Raw genomic sequence first — 13385 nt, forward strand, 5'->3', positions numbered from 1 at the left:
CATGCGTCTTCCCGTCGATGACGAGATCTACAACGTCAACTCCGTCTGGCTGGGGCCGCCCAACCGGACCCTGCCCTTCAGAGCCCGATACAGCGCGTACATGGTCGGTGCTGTCGTGTTCGTCCTGCTGCAGATGGTCGAGCGGCGTCTGGGCATCGGGCTCGGGTTCTTCTCTTTCGCATACAGCCTCCTCGCGACGGTCGGATTGACTCGGCTGATCCTGTCGGTCGTCAACCCTGACCGACCCCTCAGCGCGGTGCTGGCCGCGTTCGCGCACGAGGTGTCCGCGCCGCGTGACAACCAGAAGGTCGCGGTGCGCGCAGTCCGCCCGGCTCGAGTGCGTGCCGTCCCCTCGCGCCCGAGCCGGGCCCAACGCAGGGCCCAGTGTCAGGTCGAGCGTGAAGCGGCCGTCGCGCAACGAGAAGTCACTATCGAAGGGACGAGCGCATGAGCGGCAAGCGAGGCCTGGCGCTGCGTCGGATCTCTGGGCACTGCACTGTGACTGCTCAGAAGGTCATGGCGTGGTACCTGCTCGACCCTCAGGGCTGGTCGTTCCGGCCGGACGGCGTCCGGGAGCAGCTCATCGTCGACGGTGCCGATGTCTTGTCCCAGCTGGCCAGGCGAGAGGTGCACCTGCGCGTCACGACCCGCCCCTATCCCGTGGCGAAGTGGGCGCGCGACCATGATGCGAACGCGCCGGCCCCGTTGCCCGCATGGGGGGAGCACCTCACGACCGACCAGTACCGTCTGGCGTCGCTGTCGATGGCAGATAAGGAGGTGTACCTCGGAGTCGAGATCCCAAGCCGGAGCCCGCTGCTCAAGGCCCTCGGCTCCATCGGCGACAGCCTGAGCGACACTCTCGGCGGCGCGGTCTCGCACCGAGAGGTCACCGCTCTCGAGAAGCAGGTCCGGGCCACCGACGAGCTGATGGGCTCTCCCGGGATCGAAGGTGCCCCTGCTTCACCGCAGCAGCTCGAGTGGCTTCTGCACCGCTCATGCTCCTTAGGACTGCCCGCCCCGCTGACCCTGGGGGGCGTCGAGGACCCCGCCTGGGACACCGACGACCTGAGCGAGTTCACCGATCAGGTGAACTGGTTCGCCACTCCGTACGGCCGCACGATCCGCGTGGTCGGCGAGCACGATGATCGTCGGATCGAACGTCACGTGTGCGTTCTGTCGGTCGGGCGCATGACCGACCTCGAAATCCCGCCCGGGATCCCGTGGATGCAGCGGACCGACGAGCTGCCGTTTCCGGTCGAGTGGTCTGGCCGCATCCTCGTCGAGGACGCCGCCAAGGTTGGGGCCGCCATGCGCCGCAACATCCAGAAGATCCGCGCGCAAGCAAACCACTACGAGCTCGAGCACCACGAGCCCGCGCCCGGAGCCTTGGAGCGTCAGGCCAACCGTGCCCTCGCCGTCGAGGACGAGATCTCAATGGGGCTGTCGGGCCTCTCCACCCGCACGACGGGCTGGTACCGCATCGCCGTTTCCGGGGCGACCGAAGACGAGGCCGTCGACCGGGCCAGCCTCGTGCGCAAGCTGTACGCGCCGCAGATCACGATCGCCCGCCCGCAGGACCAGTACGCAGTCGCCCGTGAGTTCATCCCCGGCGAACGCCTGGGCTCGACCGCCTACCGGCGCCGCATGCCTGTCACAACCATCGCCGCCGCGGTTCCCGCGGCCACGGCCACAGTCGGCGACCGAGTCGGGATCCACCTCGGCCAGACATCCGGCACCTCCGCCCGGGTCGTCACCTGGGAGCCGTGGCTAGCCACCGAGCGGGAAGAGGAGTCGGGACTCGCCGTCCTTTGCGCAGGCCTCGGAGGCGGCAAGTCCACAGCCGGCGGCAACATCATCTACCGCACCGTCATCCAAGGGGTCCCGTGGACCGTGCTCGACCCGTCGGGCCGACTCACGGCACTGACCCAGCTGCCCGAACTGGCCGCATACTCCCGTGCCGTCGACCTGCTCGACGCCGCTCCAGGATCGCTGTCCACCTACCGCGTCATCGCCGAGCCGAACCGGCAGCACTATCCCGACGAGGCCGCGTGGCGCGCCGCGATGGAGCAAGCGAAGGACACCCGGCGACTCCTCACGAGCAGCGTGCTGCGCGCCATGCTGCCCAAGCAGCTGCAGGAACATGTCCTGTCGGAGGTCGCGCTAATGCGCGCCGTCGGGGCTGTGCCCGCCAACGCCTGGTCCTCCTGTGACCAGGTCGTCACCGCCCTCGCATCGCTCGACCGAGGGCCCAACGGTGAGCCCACCGGCGACACGGAGCTCGCCCGTCACGCCGGCTACATGGCCGACTTCCTCCGGGAAGCCGCGAAGACCAGTCACGGCCGCCTCATCTTCCCGGCGGGACGTCCCCCCGGCGAGAGCGATGCTGACCCTCTGCTGACGGTGTACTCCCTGCGCGGTCTGGCACTGCCCGATGAGAGCACCCGAGGCGGGGAGGACCTCGACGAGCGGCTGTCGATGTGTGTCATGTACCTCGCCGCCTGGCTCACCCAGCGCGGCATGTATTTCGGCGATGTCCACGCCCGCAAGGGCATCTTCATCGACGAGGCGTGGGCGCTGTCCACGTTCTCCAGCGGACGCCGATTCATCGACCGCGCCGCCCGCGACTCGCGTAAGCACAACACCCGCGTGCTCATGGCCTCCCAGAATCCGGCCGACCTGCTCAAGCTCGACCTGGCCAACCTCTGCTCCGCCGCCTTCATCGGGCGCCTCACGGGTGAGGACGCTCAACGAGACGCCCTGAGGTTCATCCCCGGGATACGGGATGGTCTCGGCTACGAGCAGATCTTCGGCACTCTCTCCAGGCCATCCAGAGACGGACTGCGTGGGCCGCGGGAGTTCGTCTTCAGCGACGGTTCTGGCGGGATCGAACGCATCCGGATGGACCTGTCCGCCCACCCCCGCCTACTCGATGCGCTCAACACCACGGCCGCACCCGACAAGGCGCGCAACCGGCTGCAGCGCCCCGCGGCTCCGTCGGACGAGCCCGAGCCAGCCGCTAGCGAGTATGCGGCTGGGCTGCTTGAGCGGGACCAGAGAGCGAGTGCCTGACGTGGCCCCCACAGTCCGCCGTCTGATGGTTGCGCTCCTTCTCGCCATGGCCGGGATGCTCATCCTTACGTCGCCCGCGTCGGCGAACCCGACGGCGTCCGAGGCGGCTCCCGTCGCGCTGCCAGCAGCGCCGTGGGACTGCAAGACCGCCCCGACGGCATCGTTGCCCGACACCGGCTTGCCGGGCTTCTTCGACCCGGCACCCAACCCCGCTCCAGCGAAGGGCAACCCGTGGGCGAGCAACCGCACCACCACCGTCTATGACCAGTACGGGTACGCCGGGCTCGGGTGGAGCACCTACGACATCGGTTGCGTGGGTGGACTGGGCGAGATGGACGCGACCATCGACACGTTCATCGGCAACACGCTCATGGGTGGCGGCGTGTGGATCAGCTCCGCCACCAACGGAATCCACAACCGCGTTGCGCACCCCGAGCAGTACATGAATCCACTCGACAACGTCGTTGCAACCGTCACGACGCGCTTGCATGACGCGATCTGGTCCCCATGGGGAATGGTGTCGTTCCTCGGCGTCGCTGCCTTGCTGCTCTTCTACTCAATCAGCGGACGGCTTTCGGCGGTCATGTCCGGCGCGGTCTGGGCGCTCTTCGTCCTCGTCGTTTTGTCCGGCGTCTCGCAGTACCCGACACGCGTCGCCAGCTTCTTCGACCAGGCAGTGACCGGCTCGGTCGCCACGGTGAACCAGAGTGCTACGGGACTCACCGGCCCCAGCGCGGGGGACCCGACCCGTGCTCAGGGCGCCCTGATCGTCGACGACATCCTCTACCAGTCCTGGCTCCGCGGGGAGTTCGGTGATCCCGAGAGCCCTGCGGCCAAGAAGTGGGGACAGCTGCTGTTCCGCGAGTCGACCTTCAGCCGAGCCGAGCTCGCCGCCGCCCGCTCGACGCCCGACGGGGTCCAGAAGATGACCGAGCAGAAGGCCAACGACTGGGGCGCCACTACTCAAGAAATTCAGGACCAGGATCCGCTCGCCTACGCTGCGATTCAGGGCAAGGCGAAGGGCCGCGCAGGCGCCGGTTTCATGGCGCTCGTCGGGGTGACCTTCACGGCAGTGTTCAGACTGATCGCCGACATCTTCGTCTTCGCCGGCTTGGTCATGCTGCGACTGCTCGTCATGTTCTTCCCCGCAGCCGCCGTCTTCGGCGTCATCGCGCCTATGGCGAGCATCGTCAGGCGAATCGGCAACATCGCGGGCGCGTCAGTCGTCAACGTCATCGCGTTCGGCGTCGGCTCGGCCATCCACAGTGTCGCCATCGCGGCCATCATCACGCAGGCCAACAACGCCGGCATGGGCATCCTTTCCCTGATCCTCTGCTTGGTCGTCTCGCTCGCAGCGTTCGTTCTCCTGATGCCCCTGTTGTCCCTGACGAACATCCTCGGGCACACCTCACAACGCGGGATGCTGCGGAACGTCGGCCGGACCACTCTGGGGTACTTCGTCGGACGCAAGGCCGTTGATGACGGCACTGAGGACGCAGCCAAGAAGACCCGTACGACCGCCTCTGAAGACGAGGAGAGGCAGGGCCGCAACGGTCCGCTTGATGCCGGACCCGCCCGCTACGTCAGACGGGTCAACCTGCCGCCGGAGTCCATCGGTAGGCGCTTCGACACCCTCACACAGACTCAGCCTGAGGTCCCCCACACCCAACGCCATGTCGGCGGCAGGTTGATAGGGCCGCGCCACGAGCTCCCCAGCTCTGCGCCGGCAAACGGGCAGCGTGTCCCTGACGCAGGCGCGACCATCGCAGCAACGGCGGGGGTCTCGCGGGGGAGCTGGCCGGGGCCCAACGGTAGCGACACCCCCGCTCTTCACGCGCCGAGGCAGACGCTGCCCGGCCGTGGAATCGAGGGACACCTCGTCGACGAGGTGCCGTCTGGGGTCAGGGTCCTGACACCGATCGAGCGCACGCATGACTCGCACGCGGAGGTGACGGGCCAGGGGCTTCGCATGCGAATGTTCGACGCCGACACCAAGTCGATGGTGACCGTCGAGCCCAGCGAGTCCGAAGTGGGTCGGCGCCATGAGTAGCCGCCTGCAGCGGCTCATCGAGTGGCCCCTCTGGTCGTGGAGACACCTGACTGTCTCGCTGGCTGCGCTACTCGTCGTGCTCGCACTCGTGGGCAAGGCCACAAACTTCCTTGCGCCACGGCCAGCTCCCGCGCCAGCGGCTGCGACCCCGGTCGCACCACTACCGTCACCAGCGCTCATGGCGACGCACACGACCGTGCCCGTGCCCGTGCCGAAAGCAGCCGCGACCGGGGCCGGTGCACCAGCCTCCACTGGGCCGGCCAAGAACAACCCGTGTCAAGAAGTCGCAACGGCGTTCATGAACGCTTGGGTGCGAGCTGAGTTGACGCCAGCGGAGTGGCTGGGAGGCATGCGTCCCTACGCGCGCCCCGAGTTCATCGCTCAGCTGAGCCACACTGACCCCGCGCGCGTGCCAGCAAGCAAGGTCACCAGCCAGCCGGTCGCAGTGCTGACTGTGTCGGCGACCACGGCCTTCCGGTTTGCCACCGACGGGGGCCGCGTCGATGTCTCGATCAAGAGGTCTGGAGCATCGTGCCTGGTGAGCGATCTCGAACCCGCAAACGATGTCCCCGGCGCCCCGAAGCCGGCGCTCACCCCCCTATCGGCGAACGGCTGACATGGTCGCACCACTCGTCGTCGCGGGACGTGCCTTGGTGTGGCGAAGGCTGCGCCGCATCCTCATGGGCGTGCTGCCGATCGTCCTGGCCGGTGGCCTCGCGATCGTGTTGCTTGTGGCGTTGATCGGCGGATCCGGTCATCAGCAAGCGCCTAGTGGTGGTGGAGGTGGCTGTCCTGGGGCGGCCATAGACGCAGCCAACGCAACGATTGGGGTCACCGGCCTCACTAAGGAGCAGGCCTCGAACGCGCGGACCATCGTGGCGGTCGGGCGCGAGCTGAAAGTTCCCGCCTACGGTTGGGTCATCGCCGTCGCGACCGCGATGCAGGAGTCGAACTTGGTCAACGTGCCGTTCGGGGACCGTGACAGCGTGGGCCTGTTCCAACAACGCACCGCTTGGGGAAGCACTGCGGACCGCATGGATCCCGCGAAGTCGGCGCGCATGTTCTACACCGGTGGCCACCAAGGACAGCCTGGGCTGCTCGACATCTCCGACTTCGAACGGATGTCGGTTACCGATGCCGCTCAGTCGGTGCAACGCAGCGCCTTCCCTGGTGCATACGCCAAGTGGCAGCCGCTCGCCATGCAGGTCGTTGGGGACCCGACCGTGCTGTCCGCGGCCTGCTATGCGAACGCTGCATTCCTCAGCGACGGGACGGCCGGAGGAAGAGCTGTCGCCGCCGCTCTCGCGGAGATCGGCGTGCCCTACTCGTGGGGCGGAGGCACGGTCGCGGGACCAAGCGTCGGCTTCGGAGCAGGCGCCGGAGTCTTGGGATTCGACTGCTCCTCCCTGGTCCAGTACGCCTGGCACAAGGCGGGAGTCGACCTGCCGCGCCTGGCCAGCGCACAGGCCGCAAGTGTCACCCGGCTTCCGTCCGACCCAAAGGCATGGCGGGCAGGCGACCTCGTCTTCCTCCACACTCCCGGCGATCCACCCGACTACTTCCACCACGTGGCGATGTACGACGGCCAAGGAGGCATCGTGCAGGCTCCTCGACCAGGACTCACAGTCGAGGTCGTCCACGACTTCCTGAGCGTGGACTACTACAAGAGCGAGCTGGCGTTTGTGGGCCGCGTGTCTCAGCAGGCGTCCAGCGTTCCGGGGGCGGCAAACCGTGGATGAACTGACGCCCCGCGACGTCGACACACGTTTCGGCGCTCTGGTCGGTGCCTACGGCTGGGGAGACGAGCCCACTGATGACTTGGCTCTCGGCGTGCCGGCGATGCTCGTCCGTCGGCTGCGTGCCGGTGATGCGGTGCCGCGCGGCGCCCGAGCACGGTTCCTGATGACGACATTCGAGGAGGGCAAGCTCACGGCATACGGCTGGCGCACGGATCTCCGGATCGGTTCCGCTGACGTAATCGCCGCCGCCGGCCTCAAGGAGCCCGGGGTGCAGCTGCTCGATGAGCGCGACTACTACCTGGGATCCGCCGAGGCGGCAGTCTACGTCGACATCTCCCGTGTCTGGGTAGAGGAGCTCGTACAGGTTCCGCGCTCGCGATTCTCGCCAGAGGGGTCGTGGTTGCGACCGGTTCTCGAGGATCCGAACGCACCCCGAGTCGAGCCACTGAGCTTGGCGGCCGGCCGGCCGCACCTCCTCGGATCTCGCCTCGTTCGTGCCCTGGCCAACGGCAGGTACGACGTCGATCTGCGCGCCGTCTCGGGCCCAGTGATGAGCAGCGACGGAACGCTTGCGGTCGCCGCGGTCACCGAGGATCAGTGGTACCGCTGGCATCAGGGCAGCTACACCGAGACCGACCGCACCGTTGGTCACGTCCCAGCCGAGGAGCTCTGGGTCGAGTGAGGTCAGCAGCGTGCGCAAGCCGCCGTCGCGGCGCGGCCGGTCGTGCCCCGAGACTCGCTGTCTATATCGTTGTCCTATTCATCAGTGCATGGAAGGGCAACATGGCGGAAGTTGGATTCGAGCTGCGGCGGATGCGGGAAGCGGCTGGCATCTCCGGATCGGCTGTCGCACGCGACCTGGGGTGGTCCCAGTCGAAGATCTCTCGCGTGGAGACAGGTCGCTTCGGCGCTTCAGTCAGCGAGGTTGCCGAGCTCCTCGCCTACTACGGGGTCGCCGAGGAGGTTCGCGCCGAAATCCTCGGGTCTGTTGCAAGGAGCAGTGGGCTCGAGGGCGCGTGGGTCGTCAGTGCCGGCGGTGCCCCGAGGCGTCAGGCAGCAGTCGAGGCCGTCGAGACCCGGGTCAAGCGGCTCAGGCAGTACCAGACCTCCTGGATCCCCGGTCTGCTTCAGACCGCCGCCTACGCCACCGCGATCTGCGAAGCAGCGGGCCTGAAGGCCGACTCCGTCGTACCGGCGCGGCTGGAGCGTCAGCAGCTCCTGGCCCACCGCCGCGGCGTGCGTTACGAGGCGATACTGGACGAGTCCGCGTTGCGGCGCTCTCCACGCGCCACGTCGGCGGACATGGCCGCGCAGATGACTCGCCTGCTCGAGCTCGTCGACGCCGGCTACGCCGACCTGCGAGTCCTGGAAATCGGGGGAGTGGTCCCCACGTTCGCGGCCAGCTCGTTCGTGCTTTACGAGTTCAAGACGGGCTCACCCGTGGTGCTTTGCGAGAGCCAGACAGCGGACCTCTACTTGTCCGCTGAACGCGATATCACGGCATACCAAAAGCTCTTCCGGGGGCTGCACAAGGACGCTCTCGACGCCGAAGGGTCACGTCAGGCGATCGAGGCCGCGCGGCGCTACTGGGCGTCGTGACGCGATGAAAGGGGAAGTCATGGAACCCGACTGGAGCCTCGCAGCATGGCGGAAGTCAGTGCACAGCGACACCGGCGCGTGCGTCGAGGTAGCTCAGTCCGCAGGGCTGATCGGGGTGAGGGACTCGAAGGCGCACGGTTCCGGTCCGATCCTCGAGTTCACTGAGGCTGAATGGCGCGCGTTCATGGGCGGCGTGCGGGACGGCGAGTTCGAGTACGACGTACTGACGACGACGGAATGACCGAAGCCATGGCGAGCCAGCAGCCGGCCGACGCTTCGCTAGGGCGAGGTCTAAATCGGCTGCTGGCCTCCACGGGCGTCTCCATCGCTGGACAAGGCATGGTGCTCGCCGCCGTGCCACTTCTCGCCGCCCGCCTCACCACTGACCCCTTTGAGGTCTCGCTAACAGTTGCGGCTACGTATGCCGCATGGCTGGTCGTGGGTCTGCCCGCGGGAGCACTCGCGGACCGGTGGCCGCGGCGCACAACGATGGTCGTGGCCGACGTCGTCCGGGCCGTCATCGCTGGCGCGCTTGCGGTCACCGTCCTCACCGGCGCTGTGCAGCTGTGGGCACTCGTGGCATGTGTCTTCCTGCTTGGCGTCGCGGGCTGTTTCTTCGACCCGGCTGCGCAGGCCGCACTGCCGCTTGTCGTCGGCCGTGACCAGCAACGGCTCGCTACCGCCAACGGGCGCATCTGGTCACTGGACCTGATCGGCCGCAGTATGGTCGGCCCACCTCTCGGAGCCGCCCTCTTCGTCCTTGGCGCCTCGATTCCCTTCTTCGGCAATGCGATCGCCTTCCTCATCTCGGCTGCACTGCTTGTGGGGCTGGGCCGGATGGCGCCGCCGCCGACCGTCGCCGAGCACCCGCCCGTGTTCCGCTCGGTCCGAGAAGGCCTCAGCTACCTCGCCCGCCACAGCGAACTGCGACTGCTCACGGTCGGCATGGCCATCTTCAACTTCGTCTACAACGTCGCCTACTCGACGCTCGTCCTCTTCGCACGCGAGCGTCTTCATGTGACAGAGACGGGATTTGGCTTCCTGTTGGCGGCTTCTGCCGTCGGCGGGTTGGCGGCTGGCTACTTCGTGCCCAAGATTGGTCGCCAACTTCCGGCCCGTGGCATCTATGGCGCCGGACTTCTGGCCCAAGGGTGCGGCTGGCTGTTGGTGCTCGTGTCGCCCAACCCGTGGATCGCCGGCGTTGCGATTGCCCTGGTCGGAGCGGCATCGATGTCAGTCACAGTTCTCGGAGGAACTGCCCGCCAGCGGCTGACCCCTGACGAGCTGCTGGGACGCGTGAGTGCCACGACTCGAGTCGCCGGGATAGGTGTCGCTGCGCTTGGAGCGATCGCGGGCGGCATGATCGCCAACGCTGGCGGGTTGTCGAGTTCATTGCTCACGGCTGGAGTTATGGCCGGGCTCGCTGGGGGCCTTCTCGCAGCCTGGGCGGGGAAGCTTCCTACCAACGGCACCCGAGACGCACCCTGATCTGCATTATCCCGTTGTGCGTTCAACCTCGCCGAGCGCCTCAGATTCGGGCAGCAAAGCTTCGACTGTGGCCCACCAACGATCACGAAATTCCGGCGCCAACTTCACCCAGACTCGCGATTCCTTTGGCGCTGCATTCGGAACCAACATGAAACCCGAGATGGCATTGTCCTTATTCACCATGAATACGGTCTCGACGGGGAAGGGCAGTTTTTCCCACGTAGAAGGAGCAACTTGGACAACGCCGATTCGCCCCTTGGCGGCCTCGCCGACCTTGCGCGTCATCTGACGAGCCCGATGGCCATTGACGCCACTCTCTTCCGTGACATATGTATAGCGAACTCCGCGAGTCACGTTTTCTATCACAATGCGCGCGTAATCGACGTACGCGTCTCGCTCGTCGATTTCGTCCTGAAATTCGTTGCCCATCTCTTTAATTACGATAAGCACACGTGATACATCCTCGGCGGCTTCCAGAGCGGCAAACTGCGTGTCGGCCAAGACCGAGGAGTCACTCACCGTCGAAGTGCCGGCGACAATGCTTAGTCGGCGATCTAATCCCGCCATCGAACTAAGAAGGCCATCGACGGCCTTCAGCACGCGATCCCGCATGTGCTCTACTTCACGTCGGAACTCAGGGAGAACGAGCTCCCGAGACACGAACCCTCCGACCCCTGCAGCCAAGATTATGGTCATCATAAGAAGTGCGCAGGCCGCCAGCACCCCGGGAACAGAAGCGGCACCTAGGAGGTAGGACGCAATCAGACCCGCGGCGACGGTGAAGAGTCCCGCGGCAAGATTAGTCAGCGGGCTGTTCAATATGCGCTTTGCCCACGACGATTCAGCGCTACTATCCTCCCCAGTGGTCACACCGCTCCCATCGGGAGCGCCCAGCGATTAACGATGGCATCGTAAAACTGTCTCCTCGCCTCGAGTGCCTGAATGGCTCCCTGCTCGACTGCAAGGATGTCTGCCTCAGTACGAAGGAGTGACTCAATAGTATCTTCGGTTTGTCGAGCGTGGCGTGCGTCAACCTTGAGGTTTTCTTCGAAGAACCTGAGGCTCGGCGTGTCGAACTCTTCCTTCACGGCGCGCCAAATAGGGCGAAACTCAGCGACTGTCAGGTACTCGTTGGCGTAACAGAAGGCTCCCAGGCCCGCGAATACGTTTGACTTGGCTAGGTCTTCCTGTACCTTGACGAAACGTGTGGTCTCAACCTCGGCCGCCGACGCTGGCGGATCTCTCTGGAGACCCATGCTTTGCAGGAGGTCGCAGTACAGAGAGTAGTGCGTTCCTTGCAGGGCACCTTCGCCGTGCTCCTCCCACAGGTTTTGGACCATTGGATGCCGGGATTCAGGGTCATCAATTTGACCCACAATGATGCCGATCAGGCATGGGAATCGGCGAGATACGAAGTAGTCCTGAATGGCCCAAAGTGAAAGGAGCCTGCGCGAGTCCGATCCACGGTCTAAGTGATGGAAGAACTCATGGTCGATGACTCCCGCCGAGTCGGCCATTCGTCGCAAGCGGCGACTCCAATCCCGCCTAGACTCCACAAGGACTCCTTTCTCCGCGTTGTCTGCTCGGAGCGACGTCGAGCTCAGCCTAGACGAGGGTCGAGGCGCGACTGATCCTTCCAGAGGTCTTCAGTGATCGGGGGTGTATCCGCGAACTGTCCGTGCCACTCCACGATGCGTCGCAATGACGGCAAGGTCGTGGGCAGGAACCACTCAGAACGGTGACCTCCGGTGTCGTTGGCTAAACAGCGGTCCGCTGCTGGCGGGCCCGGCCCCGCACCGGTGCCGGCACGGCGACGTCCAATGAACCGCCCGCCCCAAACCCACCACAAACGGAAGGTATGCAGCGCTGACGACGGTGACCTCCACTGCGACTGTGACAGGTGCGGCAAGGGGTGCGTCAGCACACAGGGCGGGACCGCGGGCGTCATCGTGCCGTGACCCCCGGGCTGGCGTGGACAGTGCGCCCATCGCGTCGATCAAGATCCGCCCGGTCGCGAGCCCGCCGCGCGTGATCGCCTCACCGGCGATGGCCGACGCCGACGGTCATCCATTCTCCGTCGACTTGGCGAGTCAAAACGTCCGCCCTGAGGGGTCATTCGCGTCCCCCTGCCACCGGCCAGCGCTGCGAGGCCAGCGTCGTTCCGCCGCCGCTGTCGCGGGCCGTTCACGGGTACGGCACCGCTGCCGCAACGATTGCCCGGGTATCCGGGCGAGGTTCCCGCGCGGGGAGACTCAGAGACGGTGCTGCGCCAAGCAGACCCCCCGACACGCCGGCGCTTGCGAGTTCCTCTTGTTCAAAGTCATGCATATGTGCATAACATGAGTCTATGCAGTGGTGCATACGGCATCGCGGCCAGTCAGAGGAGTTCAAGATGGCAGTCGCACGCAAGCTTCAGCTAGGGCACGACGAGGTGTTCCCTCATGGCGCCTACCTCGTGTCGGAGGTCACCCCAGTCGTCGACTTCGACCGCTCAACGCGTGAGAACCGCGTCCAGCAGATCGACCCTGACACGGGTCTGCCGGTGTGGTCGGTCGACGTCGTCGATGCGGACCCGGATGCGCGCAAGAAGGACCGGACAGTCTCGGTCAAGATGCTCGGCAAGGTCCAACCGGTCCCACCGGCCAACGACGGGACGTCACCGTTCACACTCGTCGTGTTCGGGAACCTGACTGGGACTCTCTGGGTGGACTCGTCGAAGTGCCGCCCGCCGGAGGACGGCCGATCTCATCGGTGTGGAGCCCAGGCCGCATGGTCGCTTCGCGCCGACGGCATGTCTGCGCCGGGCAAGTCAGCGGCTGCAAGGACGACGAGTGACGGGTCGACCTCGCAGACGCCCACTCCGCCCAACAAGGCCGCGTAGGGCGGTGCGCTGTGAAGTACACGGTTGACTCAACGGCCTGGGCCGAGGCCTTCGGCGTTCACCACGACGTCCTCGACCGGGCATTACAGCAGCGGCTGCGCCGGCTCCAGGACATGGATGAGGAGCTGCGATCGGTCTACAGCTCTTTCAGGGACGTGCCCGACGACGAGTTGGTCCTGTGCATCCGGTCGGCCAACCGGTCCATGACGCAGGCCGTCGAGTGCCTTCAGCACGCCATCCGGCAAACGATCAGGTGACGGTATGTCTGCGACGACCATCGGCACAGTGTCGGACTGGACAGCATTTCTCGACGTGCGAGCGGCCGAGCTCGACGAGGCGATGAGGGCACTGCAGCGGGGGGCGATCGACACCTCGGTCGACCTCCAGCGCTTCGCTCGGCGTGTGAGGGGTGCTCCCAACGAGGAGTTGCAGCTTCAGGCCAGCCATCTCTCCAGCGCCATGGGGCTCGTCGTGATGGAGATAGGTGTGACGCGTCGTTCTCTGATCAGGGAGGTCGCCCGATGAGCGGTCGGACCCGGTCCGGAAACGAGGGCCTTCT

14 protein-coding genes are annotated in these 13385 nt (G+C 66.1%); 12 read left to right on the forward strand and 2 right to left on the reverse strand.

Features of this window, described 5'->3' with window-relative positions:
- Position 1 precedes the first annotated feature (1 nt).
- From AC1DIW_RS07210 to AC1DIW_RS07250, 9 genes are all read left to right on the forward strand, one after another.
- Entirely contained in the window at positions 2-451 is a 450-nt protein-coding gene (locus tag AC1DIW_RS07210) for a hypothetical protein (RefSeq protein WP_478107030.1), read from the forward strand.
- Positions 448-3069: an ATP-binding protein gene (locus AC1DIW_RS07215; RefSeq protein WP_478107031.1), complete on the forward strand. Its 2622-nt coding sequence runs from the start codon at positions 448-450 to the stop codon at positions 3067-3069. Before AC1DIW_RS07210 ends, AC1DIW_RS07215 begins: the two co-directional genes overlap by 4 nt.
- Positions 3070-3094: 25 nt before the next feature.
- Positions 3095-5119 carry a hypothetical protein gene (locus tag AC1DIW_RS07220; RefSeq protein WP_478107032.1) on the forward strand — a complete coding sequence of 675 codons (2025 nt, stop codon included), beginning with the start codon at positions 3095-3097 and terminating at the stop codon, positions 5117-5119.
- Positions 5120-5468: 349 nt separating this feature from the next.
- Entirely contained in the window at positions 5469-5735 is a 267-nt protein-coding gene (locus AC1DIW_RS07225; protein ID WP_478107033.1) for a hypothetical protein, read from the forward strand.
- A gap of 1 nt (position 5736) precedes the next feature.
- The gene (locus AC1DIW_RS07230) at positions 5737-6858 is read left to right on the forward strand and encodes a C40 family peptidase (RefSeq protein WP_478107034.1); all 1122 of its coding nucleotides are present in this window, start codon (positions 5737-5739) and stop codon (positions 6856-6858) included.
- Between the two features lie 163 nt (positions 6859-7021).
- Complete coding sequence (locus AC1DIW_RS07235) at positions 7022-7540, forward strand: hypothetical protein (RefSeq protein WP_478107035.1); 519 nt, start codon at positions 7022-7024, stop codon at positions 7538-7540.
- Between the two features lie 101 nt (positions 7541-7641).
- Positions 7642-8457, forward strand: a complete 816-nt coding sequence (locus AC1DIW_RS07240; protein ID WP_478107076.1) for a helix-turn-helix domain-containing protein — start codon at positions 7642-7644, stop codon at positions 8455-8457.
- A gap of 19 nt (positions 8458-8476) precedes the next feature.
- Positions 8477-8698, forward strand: coding sequence for a DUF397 domain-containing protein (locus AC1DIW_RS07245; protein ID WP_478107036.1), 222 nt, complete (start codon positions 8477-8479; stop codon positions 8696-8698).
- The gene (locus AC1DIW_RS07250) at positions 8695-9945 is read left to right on the forward strand and encodes an MFS transporter (RefSeq protein WP_478107037.1); all 1251 of its coding nucleotides are present in this window, start codon (positions 8695-8697) and stop codon (positions 9943-9945) included. The genes AC1DIW_RS07245 and AC1DIW_RS07250 overlap by 4 nt, the downstream gene beginning before the upstream one ends.
- 6 nt (positions 9946-9951) lie before the next feature.
- Here the strand turns inward: AC1DIW_RS07250 and AC1DIW_RS07255 are convergent, their stop codons facing one another.
- Both AC1DIW_RS07255 and AC1DIW_RS07260 read right to left on the reverse strand, forming a co-directional pair.
- On the reverse strand, positions 9952-10815 hold the full coding sequence (locus AC1DIW_RS07255) for a hypothetical protein (RefSeq protein WP_478107038.1): 864 nt from the start codon (positions 10813-10815) through the stop codon (positions 9952-9954).
- Entirely contained in the window at positions 10812-11462 is a 651-nt protein-coding gene (locus AC1DIW_RS07260) for an iron-containing redox enzyme family protein (protein ID WP_478107039.1), read from the reverse strand. Before AC1DIW_RS07260 ends, AC1DIW_RS07255 begins: the two co-directional genes overlap by 4 nt.
- A gap of 875 nt (positions 11463-12337) precedes the next feature.
- Here AC1DIW_RS07260 and AC1DIW_RS07265 point away from each other — a divergent pair.
- From AC1DIW_RS07265 to AC1DIW_RS07275, 3 genes are read left to right on the forward strand one after another with little or no spacing between them, the layout of a single operon-like run.
- On the forward strand, positions 12338-12826 hold the full coding sequence (locus AC1DIW_RS07265; RefSeq protein WP_478107040.1) for a plasmid replication, integration and excision activator: 489 nt from the start codon (positions 12338-12340) through the stop codon (positions 12824-12826).
- An 11-nt stretch (positions 12827-12837) separates the two neighbouring features.
- Positions 12838-13083, forward strand: coding sequence for a hypothetical protein (locus tag AC1DIW_RS07270; protein ID WP_478107041.1), 246 nt, complete (start codon positions 12838-12840; stop codon positions 13081-13083).
- A 4-nt stretch (positions 13084-13087) separates the two neighbouring features.
- Entirely contained in the window at positions 13088-13351 is a 264-nt protein-coding gene (locus AC1DIW_RS07275; protein ID WP_478107042.1) for a hypothetical protein, read from the forward strand.
- Positions 13352-13385: the final 34 nt, after the last annotated feature.

The sequence above is a fragment of the Terrabacter sp. 01T434 genome (genome assembly GCF_056398545.1).